At 70.4% G+C, this 23374-nt stretch carries 25 protein-coding genes and 2 pseudogenes; 22 read left to right on the top strand and 5 right to left on the bottom strand.

The genetic code is table 11. The features are described 5' to 3' along the window. Positions 1-45 precede the first annotated feature (45 nt). Positions 46-1866, top strand: a complete 1821-nt coding sequence (locus tag AC5Y5B_RS10660) for an N-acyl-D-amino-acid deacylase family protein (RefSeq protein WP_500005393.1) — start codon at positions 46-48, stop codon at positions 1864-1866. Between the two features lies 1 nt (position 1867). Then, positions 1868-2464 carry a TetR/AcrR family transcriptional regulator gene (locus AC5Y5B_RS10655; RefSeq protein ID WP_112633008.1) on the top strand — a complete coding sequence of 199 codons (597 nt, stop codon included), beginning with the start codon at positions 1868-1870 and terminating at the stop codon, positions 2462-2464. Between the two features lie 6 nt (positions 2465-2470). Here AC5Y5B_RS10655 and AC5Y5B_RS10650 read toward each other — a convergent pair whose 3' ends face one another. Next, a complete protein-coding gene (locus AC5Y5B_RS10650; protein WP_112633007.1) occupies positions 2471-3364 on the bottom strand; it encodes a D-alanyl-D-alanine carboxypeptidase family protein in 894 nt (297 codons plus the stop codon). 58 nt (positions 3365-3422) lie between these two features. Here AC5Y5B_RS10650 and AC5Y5B_RS10645 point away from each other — a divergent pair, with 58 nt between their 5' ends. From AC5Y5B_RS10645 to trmD, 5 genes are all read left to right on the top strand, one after another. Then, entirely contained in the window at positions 3423-3842 is a 420-nt protein-coding gene (locus AC5Y5B_RS10645) for a nuclear transport factor 2 family protein (RefSeq protein ID WP_500005321.1), read from the top strand. Between the two features lie 181 nt (positions 3843-4023). Further along, positions 4024-4554 (top strand): 30S ribosomal protein S16, encoded by a 531-nt coding sequence (rpsP, locus tag AC5Y5B_RS10640; protein WP_112633005.1) that lies wholly within the window; start codon positions 4024-4026, stop codon positions 4552-4554. Between the two features lie 8 nt (positions 4555-4562). Then, positions 4563-4805 carry an RNA-binding protein gene (locus tag AC5Y5B_RS10635; RefSeq protein WP_003878715.1) on the top strand — a complete coding sequence of 81 codons (243 nt, stop codon included), beginning with the start codon at positions 4563-4565 and terminating at the stop codon, positions 4803-4805. A gap of 24 nt (positions 4806-4829) precedes the next feature. Further along, positions 4830-5357 (top strand): ribosome maturation factor RimM, encoded by a 528-nt coding sequence (rimM, locus tag AC5Y5B_RS10630; protein ID WP_112633004.1) that lies wholly within the window; start codon positions 4830-4832, stop codon positions 5355-5357. Positions 5358-5366: 9 nt separating this feature from the next. After that, a complete protein-coding gene (gene trmD, locus AC5Y5B_RS10625; protein ID WP_112633003.1) occupies positions 5367-6074 on the top strand; it encodes a tRNA (guanosine(37)-N1)-methyltransferase TrmD in 708 nt (235 codons plus the stop codon). Here the strand turns inward: trmD and AC5Y5B_RS10620 are convergent. After that, positions 6071-7048, bottom strand: coding sequence for a serine hydrolase (locus AC5Y5B_RS10620; RefSeq protein ID WP_112633002.1), 978 nt, complete (start codon positions 7046-7048; stop codon positions 6071-6073). The genes trmD and AC5Y5B_RS10620 overlap by 4 nt on opposite strands. Before the next feature lie 343 nt (positions 7049-7391). On the opposite strand from AC5Y5B_RS10620, the gene rplS reads away from it, so the two are divergent. The 4 genes and pseudogenes from rplS to AC5Y5B_RS10600 all read left to right on the top strand — a co-directional run bounded on the left by rplS (position 7392) and on the right by AC5Y5B_RS10600 (position 9860). After that, positions 7392-7733, top strand: a complete 342-nt coding sequence (rplS, locus tag AC5Y5B_RS10615; RefSeq protein ID WP_064877853.1) for a 50S ribosomal protein L19 — start codon at positions 7392-7394, stop codon at positions 7731-7733. A gap of 102 nt (positions 7734-7835) precedes the next feature. After that, a complete protein-coding gene (gene lepB, locus AC5Y5B_RS10610; protein WP_500005320.1) occupies positions 7836-8741 on the top strand; it encodes a signal peptidase I in 906 nt (301 codons plus the stop codon). A 2-nt stretch (positions 8742-8743) separates the two neighbouring features. Next, positions 8744-9503, top strand: a pseudogene (locus AC5Y5B_RS10605) (ribonuclease HII); the annotation flags it as partial. Between the two features lie 51 nt (positions 9504-9554). Continuing rightward, entirely contained in the window at positions 9555-9860 is a 306-nt protein-coding gene (locus AC5Y5B_RS10600) for a DUF2469 domain-containing protein (protein ID WP_500005392.1), read from the top strand. A 3-nt stretch (positions 9861-9863) separates the two neighbouring features. On the opposite strand, the gene AC5Y5B_RS10595 is transcribed toward AC5Y5B_RS10600, so the two are convergent. Then, positions 9864-10634, bottom strand: a complete 771-nt coding sequence (locus AC5Y5B_RS10595; protein WP_500005319.1) for a GAF and ANTAR domain-containing protein — start codon at positions 10632-10634, stop codon at positions 9864-9866. A gap of 248 nt (positions 10635-10882) precedes the next feature. Between AC5Y5B_RS10595 and AC5Y5B_RS10590 the strand changes: the two genes are divergently transcribed. From AC5Y5B_RS10590 to AC5Y5B_RS10575, 4 genes are all read left to right on the top strand, one after another. Further along, positions 10883-11863: an NAD-dependent epimerase/dehydratase family protein gene (locus AC5Y5B_RS10590; protein ID WP_112632998.1), complete on the top strand. Its 981-nt coding sequence runs from the start codon at positions 10883-10885 to the stop codon at positions 11861-11863. A 121-nt stretch (positions 11864-11984) separates the two neighbouring features. Beyond that, complete coding sequence (fdhD, locus tag AC5Y5B_RS10585; RefSeq protein ID WP_500005318.1) at positions 11985-12803, top strand: formate dehydrogenase accessory sulfurtransferase FdhD; 819 nt, start codon at positions 11985-11987, stop codon at positions 12801-12803. 114 nt (positions 12804-12917) lie between these two features. Further along, positions 12918-13295: a YraN family protein gene (locus AC5Y5B_RS10580; RefSeq protein ID WP_112632996.1), complete on the top strand. Its 378-nt coding sequence runs from the start codon at positions 12918-12920 to the stop codon at positions 13293-13295. Continuing rightward, complete coding sequence (locus tag AC5Y5B_RS10575) at positions 13295-14806, top strand: YifB family Mg chelatase-like AAA ATPase (RefSeq protein ID WP_112632995.1); 1512 nt, start codon at positions 13295-13297, stop codon at positions 14804-14806. Before AC5Y5B_RS10580 ends, AC5Y5B_RS10575 begins: the two co-directional genes overlap by 1 nt. Before the next feature lie 26 nt (positions 14807-14832). Here AC5Y5B_RS10575 and AC5Y5B_RS10570 read toward each other — a convergent pair whose 3' ends face one another. Continuing rightward, positions 14833-15108 (bottom strand): DUF4190 domain-containing protein, encoded by a 276-nt coding sequence (locus tag AC5Y5B_RS10570; protein WP_500005317.1) that lies wholly within the window; start codon positions 15106-15108, stop codon positions 14833-14835. A gap of 110 nt (positions 15109-15218) precedes the next feature. Between AC5Y5B_RS10570 and dprA the strand changes: the two genes are divergently transcribed. The 4 genes from dprA to AC5Y5B_RS10550 are packed head-to-tail and all read left to right on the top strand — an operon-like array spanning position 15219 to position 19403. Then, positions 15219-16397 carry a DNA-processing protein DprA gene (gene dprA / locus AC5Y5B_RS10565; RefSeq protein WP_500005316.1) on the top strand — a complete coding sequence of 393 codons (1179 nt, stop codon included), beginning with the start codon at positions 15219-15221 and terminating at the stop codon, positions 16395-16397. Positions 16398-16431: 34 nt separating this feature from the next. Continuing rightward, complete coding sequence (locus AC5Y5B_RS10560) at positions 16432-17289, top strand: siderophore-interacting protein (RefSeq protein WP_112632992.1); 858 nt, start codon at positions 16432-16434, stop codon at positions 17287-17289. A gap of 24 nt (positions 17290-17313) precedes the next feature. Continuing rightward, positions 17314-18474 (top strand): lactate 2-monooxygenase, encoded by a 1161-nt coding sequence (locus tag AC5Y5B_RS10555; RefSeq protein WP_500005315.1) that lies wholly within the window; start codon positions 17314-17316, stop codon positions 18472-18474. A 32-nt stretch (positions 18475-18506) separates the two neighbouring features. Continuing rightward, positions 18507-19403 (top strand): tyrosine recombinase XerC, encoded by an 897-nt coding sequence (locus AC5Y5B_RS10550; RefSeq protein ID WP_112632990.1) that lies wholly within the window; start codon positions 18507-18509, stop codon positions 19401-19403. A 12-nt stretch (positions 19404-19415) separates the two neighbouring features. Here AC5Y5B_RS10550 and AC5Y5B_RS10545 read toward each other — a convergent pair. Continuing rightward, positions 19416-19901, bottom strand: a pseudogene (locus tag AC5Y5B_RS10545) (M23 family metallopeptidase); the annotation flags it as partial. Positions 19902-20201: 300 nt separating this feature from the next. Between AC5Y5B_RS10545 and rpsB the strand changes: the two are divergent. The 3 genes from rpsB to AC5Y5B_RS10530 all read left to right on the top strand — a co-directional run bounded on the left by rpsB (position 20202) and on the right by AC5Y5B_RS10530 (position 23345). After that, positions 20202-21035: a 30S ribosomal protein S2 gene (gene rpsB, locus AC5Y5B_RS10540; protein ID WP_112632987.1), complete on the top strand. Its 834-nt coding sequence runs from the start codon at positions 20202-20204 to the stop codon at positions 21033-21035. Between the two features lie 12 nt (positions 21036-21047). Beyond that, positions 21048-21863: a translation elongation factor Ts gene (gene tsf / locus AC5Y5B_RS10535; protein ID WP_112632986.1), complete on the top strand. Its 816-nt coding sequence runs from the start codon at positions 21048-21050 to the stop codon at positions 21861-21863. Positions 21864-21941: 78 nt separating this feature from the next. Beyond that, positions 21942-23345: an amidase gene (locus AC5Y5B_RS10530; RefSeq protein WP_112632985.1), complete on the top strand. Its 1404-nt coding sequence runs from the start codon at positions 21942-21944 to the stop codon at positions 23343-23345. Positions 23346-23374: the final 29 nt, after the last annotated feature.

The raw sequence follows: 23374 nt of genomic DNA, 5'->3' as shown, positions 1-23374 counted from the left end.
TTGCGAGTGATCGCTATCTATGTTAGCGTTCCCGGCATCAACGACATGGAGGAACCCATGGCCTACGACGTGATCATTCGCGACGGATTGTGGTTCGACGGCACCGGCAGCGCGCCGCTGACCCGCACGCTCGGCATCCGCGACGGCGTGGTGGCCACGGTCTCCACCGAGCCGCTGGACGAGACCGGTTGCCCCGAGGTGATCGACGCGGCCGGCAAATGGGTGGTGCCCGGCTTCCTCGACGTGCACACCCATTACGACGCCGAGGTGCTGCTGGACCCGGGGCTGCGCGAGTCGGTGCGCCACGGCGTCACCACCGTGCTGCTGGGCAACTGCTCGTTGTCGACGGTCTACGCCGACTCCCAGGACGCCGCCGACCTGTTCAGCAGGGTGGAGGCGGTGCCGCGCGAATACGTCTTCGGCGCGCTGGATTCGAACCGCACCTGGTCGACGGCCGCGGAATACATCGCGGCGATCGACGCCCTGCCCCTGGGGCCCAATGTCGGTTCGCTGCTTGGGCATTCGGACCTGCGGACCGCGGTGCTCGGGCTGGATCGGGCCACCGACCCCACGGTGCGGCCCACCGAGGCCGAGCTGGAGAAAATGGCCGGCCTGTTGGGCGAGGCCCTGGACGCCGGTGTGCTCGGCATGTCCGGGATGGACGCGCCCATCGACAAACTCGACGGCGAACGCTTCCGCTCGCGCGCCCTGCCGTCCACCTTCGCGACGTGGCGGGAGCGCCGCAGGCTGATCAAGGTGCTGCGCAAGCGCGGCCGGATCCTGCAGAGCGCCCCCAACGTGGCGAAGCCGTCGACCGGAATGCTCTTCTTCCTGGCCAGCAGTCGAATGCTGAACTGGGGCAGGGGTGTTCGGATGAGCATGCTGGTGTCCGCCGATGCCAAGTCGATGCCGCTGTCGGTCTACGTCTTCGGCCCGGGAACTCGTCTGCTCAACAAGCTACTGGGGTCCAGCGTGAAATTCCAGCACCTGCCGGTGCCCTTCGAGTTGTACTCCGACGGCATCGACCTGCCGGTCTTCGAGGAGTTCGGGGCCGGGACGGCCGCCCTGCACCTGCGGGACCAGTTGGAGCGCAACGAGTTACTGGCGGACAAGGAATACCGGCGGAAATTCCGGCGCGAGTTCGACCGCATCAAGCTCGGGCCGTCGCTGTGGCACCGCGACTTCCACGACGCCGTCATCGTCGAATGCCCGGATAAGTCGTTGATCGGCAAGAGCTTTGGCGCCATCGCCGTCGAGCGCAAGCTGCACCCGCTCGACGCGTTCCTGGACGTGCTCGTCGAGAACGGCGAGCGCAACGTCCGGTGGACGACCGTCGTCGCCAACCATCGCCCCAAGCTGCTGGACGCGCTCGCCACCGAAGGCAGCGTGCACATGGGCTTTTCGGACGCCGGGGCGCACCTGCGCAACATGGCCTTCTACAACTTCGGGCTGCGGATGCTCAAGCGCACCCGGGACGCCTACCGGGCCGGCGCGCCCTTCATGTCGATCGAGCACGCGGTGCATCGGCTCACCGGGGAGCTGGGGGAGTGGTTCGGCATCGACGCCGGCACGCTGCGCCAGGGCGACCGCGCGGACTTCGTGGTGATCGACCCGGCCGGGCTCGACGAATCCGTCGACGGCTACCACGAGGAAGCGGTGCCGTTCTACGGCGGTTTGCGCCGCATGGTCAACCGCAACGACGGCGCGGTGGTCGCCACCGGGGTGGGCGGCGTCGTCGTCTTCGGCGGCAGCCACTCCAGGGGCGAATTCCGGGACGGCTACGGCCAATCCGTGCGGTCGGGCCGCTACCTGCGGGCGGGACAGCGCGCGCACCGGGAACGCGGCGCGCTGAGCGTGCCCGCCTGACATGGCCAGGACACAGCAGCAGCGCCGCGAGGAAACCGTCGGACGGCTCATCGACGCCTGCATCGCCACCATCATCGAGGTCGGCTACGCCCGGGCGTCCGCCGCGGTGATCACCAAGCGGGCCGGGGTGTCGGTGGGCGCGCTGTTCCGGCACTTCGACACGATGGGCGATTTCATGGCGGCGACGGCGTCGGAGGTGTTGCGCCGCCAGCTGGACTCGTTCACCAAGGGGGTCGCCGAGATACCCGCCGACCGGCCGGCCCTGGAGGCGGCCCTGGGGATCCTGCGTGACATCACCAGCGGCCCGGCCAACGCCGTCATCTATGAACTGCTGGTGGCCGCCCGCACCGACGAAAAGCTCAGGGAGACTTTGCAACACGAGCTGGGTCAGTACGCCGCGAAGATCCACGACGCCGCCCGCGCGCTCCCGGGCGCCGAACGCTTCCCCGAGGACACCTTCCCGGTGTTCGTGGCGCTGATGACCAACGTGTTCGACGGCGCCGCCGTGGTGGAAGGCGTTCTGCCGCAACCGGATATCGCCGCACAGCGGATCCCGGTGCTGATGACGCTGCTCACCGCGGCGCTGCCGGACTCCTGACGGGAGTTACAGCGAGCCGATGCTGGATTGCGGGCTTTGCGCGAATCCCCAGTCGAACAGCGTCGCCGCCTGATCCCAGTACGTCGGTCCGCCCTCTTTGATCAGCCCGTACATCATCGCGATCACCAGCCGGCGGCCCCCGCGGGCGGCGGCCCCGACGAAGGTCTTGCGCGCGGCGTTGGTGAACCCGGTCTTGCCGCCGATCGCGCCGGGGTAGCGCGCCAACAGCTCGTCCTGGTTGGTGATCGGGTGATCGCCGTTGTCGCCGGGGAACATCGCCGACGGCTCGGCGGTGATCTGCGCGAACACCGGGTTGGCCATCGCGGCGCGGAAGATGACCGCCAGGTCGTGCGCCGTCGACGCGCCCGAACCCCCGGGCCCGTCCAGCCCGGACGGCGTCGCCGCGTGCGTGTTGGTGGCCCCGAGCGACGCCGCCTTGGCGTTCATCTTGGCGACCGTGACGTCCGGTCCGCCCAGCATGTGCGCGAGCGTGTTGGCGGCGTCGTTACCCGAGACCAGCAGCAGGCCGTCGAGGAGCTGGCGCGCGGTGTAGGTGCGGCCCGGTTTGATGCCGACGCAGTTGCACTCCACCTGGGTGTCGGCGACGTCGGCGACGACGGTCGAGTCCAGGCTCACCGAGTCCAGGACCACCTGGGCCAACAGCGTCTTGATGGTGCTCGCCGGCGGGTGGGCCACGTTCTGGTCGCGCCCGGCCAGCACCTGCCCGCTATCCAGGTCGGCGACGATCCAGGTTTGCGCCGGCCCGTCGGGAATGGGCAGCGACCCGACCGGTTGGCTGCTGTCGGCCCACGCGGTGGACATGGCGACGGTGGCGGTGCAGGTACCGAGCGCGAGGACGGTCGCGGCCATCCTGACCCCCCGGGCCGTGAGCTTGCGCATGGCCGCAAAGTCTAACTTCCGGCCCTGCCCCGGGCGGATCTTCAGTACTGTCCGATGCATGTTGAGCCTGGAAGAGATCTCGGATCGCCTCGAGATCCAGCAGCTGCTGGTGGATTACTCCACCGCCATCGACAACCGGCGATTCGACGATCTGGACATGGTGTTCACCCCCGACGCCTACATCGACTACACGGCGTTGGGCGGCATCGAGGGCCAGTACCCCGAGGTGAAGAAGTGGCTGGCCGAGGTGCTGCCCAACTTCCCGGTGTACGCCCACATGCTCGGCAACTTCTCGGTCCGGATCGACGGGGACACGGCCTCGTCGCGGGTGATCTGCTTCAACCCGATGGTGCTGGGTGGGGACAATGACCAGGTGCTGTTCTGCGGGCTCTGGTACGACGACGAGTTCGTGCGCACGCCCGACGGGTGGCGCATGAGCCGGCGGGCCGAGACCAAGGTCTTTCAAAAAGTGATGTGAGCTCGGCCTTGGCTATGCGGGCGATTTCTGGTCATCGCCCCTGTTCTGGCACAATGGGCGGCTGTCCGCCGAGCGATCATGCATCGCCGACCGGTCACACACGCGAGGCAAAACCGGATCCGGGCATCGGGCCCCGATCGCCGAATTGCAGCGTGACACACACAGGAGAATTCGCTTAACCATGGCTGTGAAGATCAAGCTCACCCGGCTTGGCAAGATCCGCAATCCCCAGTACCGCATCGCCGTCGCCGACGCACGCACCCGGCGCGACGGCCGCTCCATCGAGGTCATCGGCCGCTACCACCCCAAGGAAGAGCCGAGCCTGATCGAGATCAACTCCGAGCGCGCCCAGTACTGGCTGTCCGTGGGTGCCCAGCCCACCGAGCCCGTCCGCAAGCTGCTGCAGATCACCGGCGACTGGCAGAAGTTCAAGGGCCTGCCCGGCGCCGAGGGCCGCCTGAAGGCCGCCCCCGCCAAGCCCAGCAAGCTCGAGCTGTTCAACGCGGCGCTGGCCGAGGCCGACGGCGGACCGACCACCGAGGCCGCCAAGCCGAAGAAGAAGGCCCCGGCCAAGAAGGCCGCGAAGGCCGCAGACGAGTCTGCCGAAGCCGCCGAGCCACAGGCCGCAGCCGAGGCCCCGGCGGAGACCGCCGAGCAGGCCGAGGCGCCCGCCGAGGGCGGCGAGCAGGCCGCGCCGACCACCGAAAGCTGATAGCGGCGATGAGTACGGTTGTCGTTGACGCTGTTGAGCACCTGGTTCGCGGGATTGTCGACAACCCCGATGACGTCCGGGTGGACATGGTGACCAGCCGCCGGGGGCGGACGGTCGAGGTGCACGTCCATCCCGACGATCTGGGCAAGGTGATCGGCCGCGGGGGCCGCACGGCCACCGCACTGCGCACGCTGGTCGCCGGCATCGGCGGCCGCGGCATCCGTGTCGACGTGGTGGACACCGACCAGTAGGCCAGCGCTGCTCATGGAACTCCCTTGGAGTTGACCGTCGGGCGCGTGGTGAAAGCCCACGGCATCAGCGGCGAGTTGGTGGTGGAGATCCGCACCGACGATCCCGCCGCCCGGTTCGCGCCGGGTAACACGTTGCGCGCCAAGCCCTCTCGCGGCGGTGCGGAACGCAGCTGTGTCATCGAGGCCGTGCGCGAGCACGGCGGGCGGCTGCTGGTGCGGCTGGCCGGGGTCACCGACCGTGACGGCGCCGACGCGCTGCGCGGCATGGTGTTCGTCGTCGACTCCGCGGACCTGCCCGACATCGACGAGGCGGACACCTACTATGACCATCAGCTCGAAGGCCTGCGCGTGCACACCACCGCCGGCGAGCAGGTCGGCGTCGTCGCCGAGGTGTTGCACACCGCAGCCGGTGAACTGCTGGCGGTGCGGCAGGATTCCGGCGACGGGCGGCGAGAAGTGTTGGTGCCGTTCGTGACCGCGATCGTCACCTCGGTGTCGCTGGACGAGGGGACCGTGGAGATCGATCCGCCCGAAGGCCTGCTGGATCTGTAGGGCTTCACTATGAGAATCGACGTCGTCACGATCTTTCCGGCCTTTTTGGACCCGCTGCGGCAGTCGTTGCCGGGCAAGGCGATTCGCTCCGGCACGGTCGATCTGCACGTGCATGACCTGCGGCGCTGGACGCACGACGTGCACCGCTCGGTCGACGACGCCCCCTACGGCGGCGGCCCGGGGATGGTGATGAAGGCGCCGGTGTGGGGCGACGCGCTTGACGAAATCACCTCCGGGGAAACGCTTCTCGTTGTCCCCACCCCGGCCGGGCGCCTGTTCACGCAGGCGACGGCCGCGCGCTGGAGCGCCGAGACCCACCTGGTGTTCGCGTGCGGTCGCTACGAGGGCATCGACCAGCGGGTCATCGACGACGCCGCGCGGCGCATGCGCGTCGAAGAGGTCTCGATCGGCGACTACGTGCTGCCCGGCGGCGAGTCGGCGGCGGTGGTGATGATCGAGGCCGTGCTGCGCCTGCTCGACGGGGTCCTCGGCAATCCCGCGTCGCACCGCGAGGATTCGCACTCACCGGCACTGGACCGGCGGCTGGAGGGGCCCAGCTACACCCGGCCGCCGAGCTGGCGCGGGCTGGACGTCCCGGAGGTGCTGCTGTCGGGTGACCACGCGCGCGTCGCCGCCTGGCGCCGCGAGATCTCGCTGCAGCGGACCCGCGACCGGCGCCCCGAACTGCTTGAGCCCGGCGACGACTCGGCTCGTTAGAGCCCGTGTCGCGGCGCCTCGATGCGGCCGTCGGGAAAGATCGTCTTGACCGCCCGGGTGATGGTGTCGCGGGCGGTGGCGTCGTCGGCGGGCTGCAGGGACTGGACCACCATGATGTAGCGGCGGTCGGCCCCGATCACGCCGGTCGACAGGTGCATCCAATCGCTGCCGATGCAGCACATCCAGCCCTGCTTGACCGCGACCGGCTCGGCGTACAGGCCGTCCGGGATGCCGAACCGCTGCGGGTAGCCGTCCAGCCCGGTGGGGGTGGACTGGGCCAGGTCGTTGACGATGATCTTGGCGTCATCGGCGGGCAGGCCGCCCGAGCCGTCCAGCAGCATCTCGTAGTAGCGGATGAGGTCGGTCACCGAGCTCATGGTGTTCCACCAGCGCCCGTCGCTGGGCGGGGTGGTGGAGGCCAGGCCGTAGCGGGCGGCCACCTCGGTGATGATGGCGGCCCCGCCGCCCTGACCCCAGAACCTCTCGGCCGCGCCGTCGTCGGAGGACTGCAGCATGATGTCCAGCGCCTGGCGGTCGTCGGCGCTCAGCGGCGCCTTGCCCTCGGATTCGTGCAGCAGCAGGTCGTCGGCGATGAACAGCTTCGCCACCGACGCGGTGCCGATCACTTGGCTGTTGCCGTTGGTGACCAGCTGATGGGTGGTGCGGTCGAGGATGGCCACCGACAGGGCGGCCCCGCTGCCGGCGGCCTCGTCCGCGGCCTGCTGGATGCGGGTCTGCAGCTGGGGGAATCCCGGGTTCGGCAGCGCCTGCGGTGCCTGCGCCGGGGCGGCCGCCTCCAGCATCACCGTGGCGGACTGCGGGGGAGGCGACGTGGGGGGCGCCGAGATGACCCGAACGGGCGCGGCGACCGGCAGGGTGTAGACCTTCGCCTGCACCAGCGCCTCGGAGCCCGCGGCAACCACCAACGTCACCGCCGCGGTGGCGGTGACTAGCGTCAGCGGACGTACCCGCATTCGTCTCCTCCGGCGTGACTGGAACACAGTGCAAGGGCGGGACCCGTCGCGCCACCTGCAGCGGCCATCACGCTGGTGTGCGGGTAGCGCGTTCTGACCCCAGTCATATGTACCATTTACCAGCGCGTTTGGCGCGTTACGAACCGCCGACTTGCTGTGATTTTCGCGGCACGCGCCCCGTCTGGCACAATTGACCAGTTGTCTCCAGCGGTTGCAGGCCGGTCGAGCCGTTTCCCGCCTGCTGCGAGATACGCCAGAAAGCCCGAAACCATCGGCTTGGCGACCGCCTCACACCTGCGTGTGGGTAGCTGCCGTCGGCCGCGACCTCAAGGAAGTGTCTCGCATGAACCGGCTGGACTTCGTCGATCAGGCGTCGCTGCGCGACGACATCCCGGTTTTCGGCCCGGGCGACACCATCAACGTGCACGTGAAGGTCATCGAGGGCGCCAAGGAGCGCATCCAGGTGTTCAAGGGCGTTGTGATCCGCCGCCAGGGCGGTGGCATCCGTGAGACCTTCACCGTGCGCAAGGAAAGCTACGGCGTCGGCGTCGAGCGGACCTTCCCGGTGCACTCGCCCAACATCGACCACATCCAGGTGGTGACCCGCGGTGACGTCCGTCGCGCGAAGCTGTACTACCTGCGCGAACTGCGCGGCAAGAAGGCCAAGATCAAGGAGAAGCGCTGAGCCGGGACGCCTTGGCGGCGCTGATGATTCGTCCCCTCGTTTCCGGCGGCGGATCGCTTGCCGGTTTCGCGACCCACACCGCGCGCTGACTACGCTGATCTCGTGACCGATACCGCGGATTCATCGAAGCCCGAGCCGCCCGCCGGCGAGTCAGATCCGAAGGTCTCTACCCGCAACCTTCAGACACGCCCCGACGACGCCGCGGCGACGGCCGGGTCGATACCCGAACCGGGGCCGGCGGCCCAGACGCCTGAGGCCGCCGACCCGGCGGAACCCAAGCGGTCGACGTTGCGTGAATTCGCGATCCTGGCGGTGATCGCCGTCGTCCTCTACTACGTCATGTTGACCTTCGTGGCGCGGCCCTACCTGATCCCGTCGGAATCCATGGAGCCCACGCTGCACGGGTGCACGGGCTGCGTCGGCGACCGCATCATGGTCGACAAGGTCAGCTACCGCTTCACCGCGCCGCGCCCCGGCGACGTCATCGTCTTCAAGGGGCCGCCGCCGTGGAACCTCGGCTACAAGTCGATCCGGTCCAACAACACCGTGCTGCGCTGGGTGCAGAACGCCCTGTCCTTCGTCGGGTTCGTGCCACCGGACGAGAACGACCTGGTCAAGCGGGTCATCGCGGTCGGCGGGCAGACGGTGCAGTGCCGGGCCGAGACCGGGTTGACGGTCGACGGCAAGCCGCTCAAGGAGCCGTACCTGGACCGCACCACCATGGCCGCCGACCCGTCGGTGTACCCGTGCCTGGGCAGCGAGTTCGGGCCGGTGCACGTCCCGGCGGGGCGGCTGTGGGTGATGGGCGACAACCGGACGCACTCGGCGGACTCGCGCGCCCACTGCACCAGCGTGCCGGCCGAAGCCCTCAAGGGGGTGCTGTGCACCGGCGACCCCAGCTCGGGAACCGTGCCGGTGTCCAACGTGATCGGGAAAGCCAGGTTCATCGTGTGGCCGCCGTCCCGGTGGGGCGGCGTGGGGTCGGTGAACCCGCAGCAGAGTAAGTAGCCATGGCCACGACGTGGCCGCCGCGGACGGTGATCCGCAAGTCGTCGGGGTTGCGCACCCTGGAATCGGCGCTGTACCGCAGCGGGCTGGGCCCGGTCGCCGGCGTCGACGAGGTCGGCCGCGGCGCCTGCGCCGGACCGCTGGTGGTGGCGGCCTGCGTGCTCGGGCCGGGGCGCATGGAAAGCCTTGCCGCCCTTGACGATTCCAAAAAACTCACCGAGGCCGCCCGGGAGAAGCTGTTCCCGCTAATTCGGCGCTATGCGCTGGCCTATCACGTGGTGTTCATCCCGCCGGCCGAGGTGGACCGGCGCGGCGTGCACGTCGCCAACATCGAGGGCATGCGCCGTGCCGTCGCCGGACTGGCCGTGCGGCCCGGCTACGTGCTGAGCGACGGATTCCGGGTGCCCGGCCTGGCCGTCCCGTCGCTGCCGGTCATCGGCGGCGACGCCGTCGCCGCGTGTATCGCCGCGGCCAGCGTGCTGGCGAAGGTCAGCCGGGACCGGTTGATGGTCGCCATGGAGGCCGACCATCCCGGTTATGGCTTCGCCCTGCACAAGGGCTACGGCACGCCGGCGCACAGCGCGGCGCTGGCGCGGCTGGGGCCGTGCCCCGAACATCGCTATTCGTTCATCAACGTGCGGCGCGTGGCCAACGGCTCGGGCGCCCAGGTGGTGGCCGAGTGCAAACCGGACCCACCGCTGCAGCGCGACGGATCCCGGTGAGGAAAGATGGGAACAGGGTTCCCACCCCGGCGAACGGCGGCTAGCGCCGGGAGGTCCGGGAAAACGGTCTGGGAGAAGGACGTCTGAGCAGATGAGTGCAGAAGATCTCGAAAAGTACGAAACCGAGATGGAGCTCTCGCTGTACCGCGAATACAAGGACATCGTCGGCCAGTTCAGCTTCGTCGTGGAGACCGAACGGCGCTTCTACCTGGCCAACAGTGTGGAGATGACGCCACGCAACGCCGACGGCGAGGTCTACTTCGAGCTGCGACTGTCCGACGCCTGGGTGTGGGACATGTACCGGCCCGCGCGGTTCGTTAAGCAGGTGCGGGTGGTCACCTACAAAGACGTCAACATCGAAGAGGTCGAAAAGCCGGAGCTGCGGCTCCCCGAATAGCCGCTACGTATCCGGGGGAAGCTCGCCCACGCCGGGAACGGGCAGCTGGCCCCGCTGCTCGATGACCTCACGCGCGACGTCGGCCAGCTTGATGTTCAGCGCCTGGGAGTGGCGGCGCAGCAGATCGAAGGCCTCGTCCTCGCTCATCTCGTGCAGCAGCATCAACATGCCGACGGCCTTGCCGATCTCGCGGTTGCTGAGCAGCCCGCGGCGCAGGCTGGCGGCGTCCTCGCCCTTGGCGACCGCGTTGATGGCGACGCTGGCGAACGCGGCCAGCACCGCGGCCCGCCCGGCGGATTCGGCGTCGAACATGTTGGGCGTGTCGCTGAACAGGTTCAGCGCCGCCCCTTTGCGTTTGTCGACCAGGAGGCGAAATCCCATCGCCCCGCGCACCGGGGTCTCCGCGACCAGGATTTTGGCCAGTCGCGGCCAGTGCGACGGGGTCGTCAGATCGGTGTCGATCTGCGGCGTCTCCTCCTCGATGGCGTCGATGCAGGGGCCGTCACCGGCCCGCCTTTCGATGTCGTCGATGTGCTTCGCGAGCTGGTCGCTGGCGCCGACGGTGACGTATTTGTCGTTCTCGCGCACCAGCAGGCTGGCGTGGTCGCAGCCGCGGACGGTCAGGGTGGCGGCGACGCAGATGGCCGCATACATCTGGTTGGCCTCGGAGCCCTGGTAGATGATCTCGGCGAGGGCGGCGAACACCGTCGCGGGGTCGGCCTTCTCTCCGCCCGTCGCGGGCGCGTCCGCGCCAGTCTTCGATTGGTCCGCCATGTCATGCCTCATTCCTGCGGTGTCGGCGGTGTTATCCGCATTCGATCGCCGTAGATTATCCGCCGCCCGTACCAGCCTTACACCCTGTTTCGTCCGGTTGCACAGATCCGGCGATCACGCCGGTCACCGTTGACCGCCAAACATGCTGACGATGACGTCCCAGGGCTCACTGGTCGCGAGACGTTGGAAAGATGGTTCTACCACGCGCGCGGGGTTTCGGCTGGCCGCAGGAGGGAAGGACGTTCTGAATGGGAGTGACCGTCGCAGTGACCGGACCAACCGGGGAGATCGGCATCTCCGCGGTGACGGCGCTGGAACGCGAGCCCGCCGTTGACGCGATCATCGGGATGGCTCGCCGGCCGTTCGACCCGTCGTCGCGCGGCTGGCAGAAGACCACCTATCAGCAGGGCGACATCCTGGACCGCGAGGCCGTCGACGCCCTGGTTGCACAGGCCGACGTCGTGATCCACCTGGCCTTCATCATCATGGGGTCGCGCGACGAGAGCGCCCGGGTGAACCTGCAGGGCACCCGCAATCTGTTCGAGGCGACGGTGGCCGCCGAACGGCCGCGGCGCCTGGTGTACACCTCGTCGGTGGCCGCGTACGGCTACCACTCCGACAATCCCGTCCCGCTGACCGAGGACGTGGCCGCCCGCGGATCCGCCGAGCACTACTACTCCGAGCAGAAGGCCGCCTGCGAGGCGCTGCTGGCCGACATCACCAAGGACTCGCCGCTCGAGGTGTTCGTTCTGCGGCCCTGCGTCGTCGCGGGCCCCAAGGCCACCGCGCTGGCCGACGCCATGCCGTGGAACCAGCTGCCCGGCCCGGTGCGGGCGGTGGTCAAGGCCGTCCCGGTGCTCAAGCCCGTGGTGCCCGATCCGGGCTACCCCCTGCAGCTGGTCCACCACGACGACGTCGCGACGGCGATCGCGCTGGCGGCCACCGCCCCGGCGCCGCCGGGGGTGTACAACATCGCCGGTGACGGGGTCGTGACGGTGGGCGACGTGGCCAGGGCGCTGGGTGGCCGGCCGGTGCGGGTCCCCGCCGTCGCCGCGACGGCGGCCTCCGCGGCGATCTCGCGGGTACCGCGGGTGCCGTCCATGCTGGAATGGCTGCACACCGCGCGGACGTCGATGGTCATGGACACCACCAAGGCCAAGACCCAATTGGGCTGGCGCCCACTGCACTCCTCGTCGGACACGCTCGAAGCGCTGGCTTCGGGGGTATGACAGCGTTGTTCGTCTCGGCGGCCGACCGCCGGCCAGGGTAGTTTGATCCGATGGGTCTCGAGCGTTCCGTCGTTTCTCGCGACGTTTCGACCCCGGCGGCCGCCGGCGGTGAAATCGCCTAGTGGGGCACGTCACGTCGCGCCGGCGGGTGACGCATCTGAGCGCCGGCACAGCGATCACCCGACCGGAAACCCTGGTCGTCGAGGAGCCGTTGGAGATCCGGGTCGACGGCGCCGCGGTCACCGTGACGATGCGCACCCCGGGATCGGATTTTGAACTCGCCCAAGGCTTTCTGCTCACCGAAGGCGTCATCGCGGGCCGCGAGGACGTGGTGGCCATTCGGTATTGCGGTGGCGCCGTCGACGGGGAGAACACCTACAACGTGCTGGACGTGACGCTGGCCCCCGGGGTGAAACCCCCGGCCCTCGACGTCACCCGCAACTTCTACACCACCTCGTCCTGCGGGGTGTGCGGCAAGGCGTCACTGGACGCGGTGCGGCTGCTCAGCCGGTTCTCGCCGGGCAGCGACCACACGACCGTGGCCGCGGCCGCCCTCGAGGCGATGCCCGGTCAATTGCGTGCCGCGCAAAAGGTTTTCGACAGCACCGGGGGCCTGCACGCCGCGGCGTTGTTCGGCGCCGACGGCGCGATGCTGGTGGTCCGCGAGGACGTGGGGCGGCACAACGCGGTCGACAAGGTGATCGGCTGGGCCACCGAGCACGAGCGGATACCGCTGCAGGGCTCGGTGTTGCTGGTCAGCGGGCGGGCGTCGTTCGAGCTGACGCAGAAGGCCGTGATGGCCGGGATTCCCGTGCTGGCGGCCGTGTCCGCGCCGTCGTCGCTGGCGGTTTCGCTGGCCGAGGAGTCCGGCATCACACTGGTGGCGTTCCTGCGGGAGGACTCGATGAACATCTACACCGGGGCCGAGCGGATCACCTAGCGCTTCTCCGCCGGCTGTGGAGGAACGCCGCACTGGGGATAACCGGGCGTCGCGGGCGGTTTCGGGCGGCCACGGCGGCCCGTCCCGTCGGGGGCACCGGGCACCGTGGCCCGCATGACAACCGAAACGACCATGACCCGCATCCAGCTGGGGGCGCTGGGTGAGGCGCTCGCCGTGGATCATCTGACCCGGATGGGATTGCGCATCCTGGAGCGCAATTGGCGCTGCCGCTACGGCGAACTCGACATCATCGCCCGCGACGACGCCGCGTCGACGCTGGTGTTCGTCGAGGTGAAGACCCGCACCGGCGACGGATACGGCGGCCTGGCGCACGCCGTCACGCCCCGCAAGGTGCGGCGGTTGCGCCGGCTGGCCGGGCTGTGGCTGGCCGGCCAGCACCACCGCTGGGCCGCGATCCGCATCGACGTGATCGGGGTGCGGATCGGGCGCCGCCGCACCCCCGAAATCACCCACCTGCGGGGGATCGGCTGATGGCGCTGGGACGCGCGTTCTCCGTCGCGGTGCGCGGCGTGGACGGACAGATCGTCGAGATCGAAGCCGACATCACCTCCGGGCTGCCCGGCGTGCACCTGGTGGGCCTGCCCGACGCCGCCCTGCAGGAATCACGCGACCGGGTCCGGGCCGCCGTCACCAACTGCGGAAACAGCTGGCCACAGGCGCGGCTCACCCTGGCGCTGTCGCCGGCGACGCTGCCCAAAATGGGGTCGGTCTACGACCTCGCCCTGGCCGCCGCGGTGCTGTCGGCGCAGCGCAAGAACCCCTGGGACCGGCTGGAGAAGACGGTGCTGCTCGGCGAGCTGTCCCTGGACGGCCGGGTCCGCCCGGTGCGCGGGGTGCTGCCCGCGGTGCTGGCCGCCAAGCGCGACGGCTGGCCGGCCGTGGTGGTTCCCGTCGACAACCTCGCCGAGGCCAGCCTGGTCGACGGGGTCGACGTGTGGGGCGTGCGCACCCTGGGCCAGCTGCACAAGTGGCTCAGCGGCACCGGCGCCCTGGACGGCAGGATCGACGCGAAACCGACCGACGGCCAGCCCGCGGCGGATCTGGTCGACGTCGTCGGGCAGACGCAGGCGCGGTTCGCGGTGGAGGTGGCCGCCGCCGGTGCCCACCACCTGATGCTCACCGGGCCGCCGGGCGTCGGCAAAACCATGCTAGCCCAACGCCTTCCGGGGTTGCTGCCGCCGTTGACCGACGACGAGTCCCTGGAAGTGACGGCGATTCACTCGGTGGCCGGGCTGCTCTCGGGCGACACCCCCCTGATCACCAGGCCGCCGTTCGTGGCGCCCCATCACAGTTCCAGCGTCGCCGCGCTGGTCGGCGGCGGGTCCGGGATGGCGCGCCCGGGCGCGGTCAGCCGGGCCCATCGCGGGGTGCTGTTCCTCGACGAGTGCGCCGAGATCCGGGTCAGCGCGCTGGAGGCCCTGCGAACGCCGTTGGAGGACGGCGAGATTCGCCTGGCCCGCCGCGACGGGGTGGCGTGTTATCCCGCCCGGTTTCAGCTGGTGCTGGCCGCCAACCTGTGCCCGTGCGCGCCGGCAGACCCGCAGGACTGCATCTGCGCGGCGGCGGCCAAACGCCGCTACCTGGGCAAGCTTTCGGGACCGCTGCTGGATCGGGTCGACCTGCGCGTGCAGATGCACCAGGTGAAGGCCGGGGCGTTCGCGGCCAGAGACGCCGAATCGAGTGCGCAGGTTCGCCACCGGGTCGCGCAGGCCCGCGCGGCCGCCGCCGAGCGCTGGCGACCGCACGGGTTTCGCACCAATGGCGAGGTCAGTGGGACGCTGCTGCGCCGGAAGTTTCGGCCCGGCAACGCGGCGATGGAGCCGCTGCAACGGGCGCTGGACCGCGGGCTGCTCAGCATCCGTGGCCTCGACCGCACGTTGCGCGTCGCGTGGAGCCTGGCCGACCTCGCGGGCCGCACCTCGCCCGGGACCGACGAAGTTGCCGCCGCACTCAGCTTCCGTCAACCTGGGGCGCAGCGATGAGCGCCGCGACGCAGCGCCATGGCGCGCTACCAGCGCGCGATGGTCAGCCAATCGGTGTGCCCACCCCGCACCGCGATCGCGACGCTCACCAGAATCGCGAACGCCCGGGCGAATTGGGCCATGGCACGGCCACTTTCACCCCGTTGTTCCATCTCGCGCAGCCCGAGGCAGGCCAGCCCGATGCTGATGAGGGGGATGGGAAAACCGATCCAGCTGACCAAGCTGAGAGCGAACGCCGCGACGGCCCAGGGGTTCTTGGGGCGCTCGGACACGCTGTACACCATCGGCAGGTCGAGGATCATGGGTCGTTCCGTTCGTTGCGGGCCGGGGTGCGGCGGGCGGCTGACGACCCCACACTCGCGCGCGCGGCTCAAAGGATTCTTGGCGCGTCCTTGGCGCGGGGGGCACGGCGATGACGACGGCGCCCGACGACCCCACGCTGCGCGCCTGGGCCTATCTGTCCCGGGTGGCCGAGCCGCCCTGCGCCGAGCTCGCCGCGCTGGTGCGGGGCGTCGGCCCGGTCGAGGCGGCCGACCTGGTCCGCCGCGGACTGGTCGACGACGGCCTGGCCGGTCGCACCCAGGCCAGGCGCGAACTCGACTGCAGCGCAGCCGATCTGGAGATGCTCGACCGTCGTGGCGGCCGGTTGATCACCCCCGACGACGACGAATGGCCGGTCCTGGCGTTCGCCGCGTTCCGCGGTGCGGCACCGCGTCCCCGCGGCGGTGCGCCGATGGTGCCGCCGATGGTGTTGTGGGCGCTGGGACCCGTCCGGCTCGATGAGGTCGCGCACCGGGCGGCCGCCGTGGTCGGGACGCGCGCGTGCACCACGTACGGCGAGCACGTCGCCGGGGAACTGGCGGCCGGGTTGGCGCAGCGCGACGTCGCGGTGGTCTCGGGCGGCGCCTACGGCATCGACGGCGCGGCGCACCGCGCCGCGCTGGGCTGCGACGGCATCACCGTCGCCGTCCTGGCCGGCGGGCTCGACGTCCCCTACCCGAGCGGTCACACCGCGCTGCTGCACCGGATCGGCCAGCACGGGCTGGTGTTCAGCGAATACGCGCCCGGTATCCGCCCCGCCCGCCACCGGTTCCTGACCCGCAATCGGCTGGTGGCCGCCACGGCCGGGGCCGCCGTGGTGGTGGAAGCCGGCCTGCGCAGCGGCGCGGCCAACACCGCGGCCTGGGCCCGGGCACTCGGGCGGGTGGTGGCAGCGGTGCCCGGGCCCGTGACGTCCTCGGCGTCGGCGGGCTGCCACGCGCTGCTGCGCAACGGCGCCGAGCTGGTCACCCGGGCCGACCACGTCGTCGAGCTCATCGGCCACATCGGGGAGCTGGCCGCCGAGGATCCGCACCCCGCGACGCCGCTCGATGGCCTCACCGACGCCGAACGCCGGGTCTACGAGGCGCTGCCGGGGCGCGGCGCGGCCACCGTCGACGAGATCGCCGTCGCCTCGGGAATGGTGCCCGAGCTAGCGCTGGGACCGCTGGCGATGCTCGAGCTGGCCGGGCTGGTGCAGCGCCAGGACGGGCGGTGGCGGATTGTCCGGGCCTCCGCGGGCCGAGCTGCAGCGACGACGCGACTCGTATAGTCGAGCGGGGGTCGGGGTGTGAACAGGAGGACAAGTGGCAGGTCGACCACTGCAATGCTTCGAGGTCGTCGGTACCGAACAACTCACGCCGCACATGGTGCGGATAGTGCTCGGGAGCAAGGATTTTGACGCCTTCGTGCCGAGCAAGTTCACCGACTCCTACGTCAAGCTGGTGTTCGTCGCCGACGACGTGGACGTGGCCGGTTTGCCCGGGCCGCTGACCCTCGACAGCTTCGCCGACCTGCCCCCGGAGAAGAAGCCGTCGGTGCGGACGCTCACCGTGCGCAACGTCGATGTCGAGAAGCGCCAGATCACGCTGGACATCGTCGTGCACGGCGAGCACGGCATGGCGGGGCAGTGGGCGTCGACGGCCCAGCCCGGCCAGCCGATCTACCTGATGGGCCCCGGCGGCGCGTACACCCCGGACCCCGCCGCCGACTGGCACCTGCTGGCCGGCGACGAATCGGCGCTGCCGGCCATCGCCGCGGCGCTGGAAGCGTTGCCCCCCAGCGCCGTCGGTAAGGCGTTCATCGAGGTGGCGGGCCCAGAGGACGAGATCCCGTTGAGCGCACCCGACGGCGTCGAGGTGCATTGGGTGTACCGCGGCGGCCGTGCCGACCTGGTCCCCGAGGACCGTGCCGGCGATCACGCGCCGCTGATCGAGGCCGTCAAGAGCGCCCCCTGGCTGCCGGGTCAGGTGCACGTCTTCATCCACGGCGAGGCCCAAGCCGTGATGCACAACCTGCGGCCCTACATCCGCAAAGAGCGCGGGGTGGACGCCAAGTGGGCGGCGTCGATCTCGGGCTACTGGCGTCGCGGCCGCACCGAAGAGACGTTCCGGCAGTGGAAGAAGGAGCTGGCGCAGGCCGAGTCGGCCAATTCGTCAGCCTGACGGCCGCCTGGCATTGTCTTTTTCATGGCATTCGGCGACTACCAGAACGAGATCTACTTCAAGGGCCTCGGCGGGGTGGCGCCCGCGCTGCCGATGGCCTTCGCGGAGCTGGAGGCCCGCGCCGAGCGGGCCATGTCGCCGTCGGTGTGGAGCTACGTCGCCGGCGGCGCCGGCGACGAACGCACACAGCGGGCCAACCGCGAGGCGTTCGATCACTGGGGCCTGATACCGCGGATGTTCGTCGGTGCCGCCGCGCGGGACCTGTCGGTGGACTTGTTCGGCCTGACCTTGCCGTCGCCGGTGTTCATGGCGCCGATCGGCGTCATCGGCATCTGCGCCCAGGACGGCCACGGCGACCTGGCCACCGCACGCGCGGCCGCGGCCACCGGCGTCCCGATGGTCGTCTCCACCCTGACCGCCGACCCGATGGAAGACGTCGCCGCGCAGTTCGGCGACACCCCCGGCTTCTTCCAGCTGTACACGCCCAAGGACCGCGACCTGGCCGCCAGCCTGGTCCAGCGCGCCGAAGCCGCCGGCTACAAGGGCATCATCGTCACGCTGGACACCTGGATCCCGGGGTGGCGCCCGCGCGACCTCAGCACGGCCAACTTTCCCCAGTTGCGGGGGCTTTGCCTGAGCAACTACACCAGCGACCCGGTCTTTCGCGCCGGACTGCAGCGCCCGCCGGAAGAGGACCCGCAAGGCACCGTGCTGCAGTGGGTGACCACCTTCGGCAACCCGCTGACCTGGGACGACCTCGGGTGGCTGCGGTCGCTGACCGACCTGCCGTTGATCATCAAGGGCATCTGTCACCCCGACGACGCCCGGCGGGCCAGGGACGGCGGCGTCGACGGCATCTACTGCTCCACCCACGGCGGGCGCCAGGCCAACGGCGGCCTGCCCGCCCTCGCGTGCCTGCCCGGGGTCGTCGAGGCGGCCGACGGGCTGCCCGTGCTGTTCGATTCGGGCATCCGCAGCGGCGCCGACGTCGTCAAGGCGCTCGCGCTGGGCGCCACGGCGGTGGGCATCGGCCGCCCGTACGCCTACGGCCTAGCGCTCGGCGGCGTCGACGGCGTCGTGCACGTGCTGCGCTCGATCCTGGCCGAAGCCGACCTCATCATGGCCGTCGACGGCTATCCGACGCTCAAAGATCTCACCCCGGACACGCTTCGGCGCGTCGACTAGAGCGCCCCACTGCGCCCTGCGACCGTGGGGGAGTGCAGGCGATTCTCGACGAGTTCGACGAGTACCTGGAGCTGCAATGCGGGCGCTCGGCGCACACCCGTCGCGCCTACCTCGGCGACCTGCGCTCGCTGCTCGCCTTCGTCGGTGACCGCGGCGCGGGCCTGGACGGGCTGAGCCTGCCGCTGCTGCGCTCGTGGTTGTCCGCCGCGGCCGCGGCCGGCGTCGCCCGCACGACGCTGGCCCGGCGCACCTCGGCCGTCAAGGCCTTCACCGCGTGGGCGGTCCGTCGCGGGCTGCTGAGCGCCGACCCCGCCGTGCGGCTCCAGGTGCCCAAGGCGCACCGCACCCTGCCCGCGGTGCTGCGCCAGGACCAGGCCGCCGACGCCATGGCCGCTGCCAAAAGCGGTGCGCAGCAAGGTGATCCGCTAGCGCTGCGCGACCGGCTGATCGTCGAGATGTTGTACGCCACCGGGATCCGGGTCAGCGAGCTGTGCGGCCTGGACATCGACGACGTCGACACCCATCACCGGCTCGTCACAGTGCTCGGCAAGGGCAACAAGCAGCGCAGCGCGCCGTTCGGCCGGCCCGCCGCCGAGGCCCTGGATGCCTGGCTGGCCGACGGACGCCCCGCCCTGGCCAACGCGGAATCGGGGCCGGCGCTGCTGCTGGGTGCGCGGGGCCGCCGGCTCGACGTTCGCCAGGCGCGCACGGTGGTGCATCAGACCGTCGCCGCGGTCCACGGCGCGCCGGACATGGGCCCGCACGGCCTGCGGCACAGCGCGGCCACCCACCTGCTCGAGGGCGGCGCCGACCTGCGCGTGGTCCAGGAGCTGCTCGGGCATTCCAGCCTGGCGACCACCCAGCTCTACACCCACGTCGCGGTGTCCCGGTTGCGCGCGGTGCACGACCAGGCCCACCCCCGGGCCTGAGCCGGCTCACGGGTTCAGCGGTTTGAGCCGGATCGGCGTGGACGTCAGCAATCCCCGCGGATCGACATAGCGGGCGCCCGACGCCGGCCCCCACATCGCGCCCCAGTGCAGACACGCCGCGACCGGGCACCCGGCGTGCCCCGCGACCAGCGCGCCGATCACGCTCGCGGCCGTCACCTGCTGGCCCACCCGCACGCTCGCCCGCACCGGCTCGTAAGTGGTGTGCAACCCACCGGGATGGGCCAGCGACACCACGGGCCGCCCGGCCAGCACACCGGCGAACACCACCGTCCCCGCGCCCGCGGCGTACACCGGCTGACCGGCCGCCCCGGCCAGGTCGACCCCCCGGTGCCCGGGATGCCAGTCCTGGGCCGGGGCGTCGAATCCCCGGACAACGGCCGGCGGCGGGCGCAGCGGCCACTCCAGGCGATCCTCGGCGGCAACCGCCGGCGCCGCGCTGACCAGGGACGCGCACACCAGCAGCGCACTCCACCGCATCCAGCCAGTTCAGCGCGTCCCCGCGGGCCGGTCCACCCGGATCCGGCCGGTCTGTGCAGGAGCGGCCCGGTTGGGGAAGCGTGGCAAAAGCACCTGCTGAGACGGTGTAAACTGCTGGTCGCAGCTCGTTCGCGGGCTGACTTCGCGCGTCTGCATCGCGTCTCTGGTTCCACTAGGAGAACGCAATCGCATGCCGGGCGGTCCCGACCGGGTTTCCCGGCTGGGTCCGGCATCGCAGCAGCCGCCAGGGCCCGGCGTCACCCGATGCCAGGCGACAACCGACACACGTAAGGCACAAGCATGGCCGTCGTAACCATGAAGCAGCTGCTCGACAGCGGCACCCACTTCGGGCACCAGACCCGTCGCTGGAATCCCAAGATGAAGCGGTTCATCTTCACCGACCGCAACGGCATCTACATCATCGACCTGCAGCAGACGCTGACCTTCATCGACCAGGCGTACGAGTTCGTCAAGGAGACCGTCGCCCACGGCGGCAGCATCCTGTTCGTCGGCACCAAGAAGCAGGCGCAGGAATCGGTCGCCGCGGAGGCGACCCGCGTCGGCATGCCCTACGTGAACCAGCGCTGGCTGGGCGGCATGCTGACCAACTTCTCCACCGTGCACAAGCGGCTGCAGCGCCTCAAGGAACTCGAGGCGATGGAGCAGACCGGTGGCTTCGAGGGCCGCACCAAGAAGGAAATCTTGATGCTGACCCGCGAGAAGAACAAGCTCGAGCGCAGCCTCGGCGGTATCCGCGACATGGCCAAGGTGCCGTCGGCGATCTGGGTCGTCGACACCAACAAGGAGCACCTCGCGGTCGCGGAGGCCCGGAAGCTCAACATCCCGATCATCGCGATCCTGGACACCAACTGCGACCCCGACGAGGTCGACTACCCGATCCCGGGCAATGACGACGCGATCCGCTCGGCCGCGCTGCTGACCAAGGTGATCGCCTCCGCGGTCGCCGAGGGCCTGCAGGCCCGCGCCGGGGTCGGCCGCGGCGACGGCAAGCCCGAAGCCGAGGCCGCCGAGCCGCTCGCCGAATGGGAGCAGGAGCTGCTGGCCTCCGCTACCACCACCGCCCCCACCGACGCCGCTGCGGGCACCCCCGAATCAACCACTGAATCCTCATAGGAGGGCTGACCATTGGCGAACTTCACCGCTGCCGACGTCAAGCGGCTTCGGGAACTCACCGGTGCCGGGATGCTCGACTGCAAGAACGCGCTGGCCGAAAATGACGGTGACTTCGACAAGGCCGTCGAGGCGCTGCGGATCAAGGGCGCCAAGGACGTCGGCAAGCGCGCCGAGCGTGCGACGGCCGAGGGTCTGGTCGCGGCCCAGGGCGGCGCGCTGATCGAGCTGAACAGCGAGACGGACTTCGTCGCCAAGAACGCGGAGTTCCAGGCGCTGGCCGACCAGATCGTGGCCGCGGCCGTGTCGTCGAAGGCCACTGACGTCGACGAGCTCAAGGCCGCCAGCGTCGGTGATAAGACCGTCGAGCAGGCCATCGCGGAGCTGTCGGCCAAGATCGGCGAGAAGCTGGAGCTGCGCCGCGTCGCGAACTTCGACGGCACCGTCGAGACCTACCTGCACCGGCGGGCCGCCGACCTGCCGCCCGCGGTCGGCGTGCTGGTGGAATACCAGGGCTCGGACACCGAGGCCGCGCACGCCGTCGCGCTGCAGATCGCCGCGCTCAAGGCCCGCTACCTGTCCCGCGACGACGTGCCCGAGGACGTGGTGGCCAGCGAGCGCCGCATCGCCGAGGAGACCGCCAAGGCGGAGGGCAAGCCGGAGCAGGCCCTGCCCAAGATCGTCGAGGGCCGGCTGAACGGTTTCTTCAAGGACGCGGTGCTGCTCGAGCAGCCGTCGGTGTCCGACAGCAAGAAGACCGTCAAGGCGCTGCTCGACGACGCCGGTGTCACGGTCACGCGGTTCGTTCGCTTCGAGGTGGGTCAGGCCTGATCGAGGCCTGACCGCCCCGGCGGCGGACAAGGCGGGAAACCTCCCGGTGGGGCGGGTGCGCGGGTTAGCGTCAGTGCTATGCGACACGTGCACGCGTTCGGCGACGATGCCCTTGGCGATCTGGACGCGGTCGGCCTGGCCGACGCCCTTCGGTCCGGCCGGGTGGGCCGCGCCGAGGTCATCGAGGCCGCGATCGCCCGCACCGAGGCGGTCGACCCGCTGCTGAACGGCTTGGCGTACGCGGCTTTCGAGCAGGCGCGGGCCGCCGCGGGCGCCCCGGCAACGGGCTACTTCGCCGGCGTCCCGACGTTCATCAAGGACAACGTCGACGTCGCTGGTCAGCCGTCGATGCACGGCACCGACGCGTGGACGCGCCGCGATGCCGCCACCGACAGCGTGTTCACCGAACTGTTCCTGGCCACCGGGCTGACCTCGGTAGGCAAGACGCAGCTGTCCGAATTCGGGTTCAGCGCGTCGGCCGAGCATCCTCGGCTGGGCCCGGTCCGCAATCCGTGGGACACCGACTACACCGCCGGCGCGTCGTCGTCGGGATCGGGCGCCTTCGTCGCCGCCGGCGTGGTGCCCATGGCGCACGCCAACGACGGCGGCGGCTCGATCCGGATTCCGGCCGCCTGCAACGGATTGGTGGGCCTCAAACCGTCGCGCGGCCGGTTGCCGCTGGACGCGACGCTGCGCCGGATGCCGGTCGGTGTCGTCGTCAACGGCGTGGTGACCCGCTCGGTGCGCGACACCGCGGCCTTCTACCGCGAGGCCGAGCGCATCTGGCGCAACCCCAAGCTGGCACCGATCGGCGACGTCACGGCTCCCGGCCGGCAGCGGCTGCGGATCGCGGTGCTCACCCGCTCGATACGGCGCGAGTGCAGCCCCCAGGTGCGGGAGCTGACGCTGAAGTCCGCGGGTCTGCTCGAGGAGCTGGGCCACCGCGTCGAACACGTCGACGAGCCCCCGGTCGCCGCCAGTTTCGTCGACGACTTCGTCATGTACTGGGGGTTTCTGGCGCTGGCCCAGGTGCGCGGCGGGCGACACATGTTCGGCGAGACGTTCGATCGCACCAAGTTGGACAGCCTGACGCTGGGTCTGCTTCGCCACACCAGCCGCAACCTCCACCGCCTGCCGACGGCGATCGTGCGGCTGCGGCGCGCGCGCAGGCGCACCGCGCGCTTCGCCCGCACCTACGACGCGGTGCTCACGCCGACGCTGGCCGACGAGACACCGCGCATCGGGTTCCTGGCACCGACTGACTACCGGCAGGTGATCAGCCGGCTGATCGACTGGGTCTCGTTCACCCCGCTGCACAACGTCACCGGGGAACCCGCCATCTCGCTGCCGCTGGCCCAGTCCGCCGACGGCATGCCGGTGGGCATGATGCTCTCGGCCGACATCGGGCAGGAGGCGCTGCTGCTCGAATTGGCCTTCGAGCTCGAAGAGGCGCAGCCGTGGGCGCGCATCCAGGACGGGTGATCGGGACCCGATGGTCGCTCGTGTGATCG

This window comes from Mycobacterium sp. NGS33 (assembly GCF_059812885.1).
Note: the sequence above shows the minus strand (reverse complement) of the source record. Positions and strands in the feature narration are given on the sequence as shown.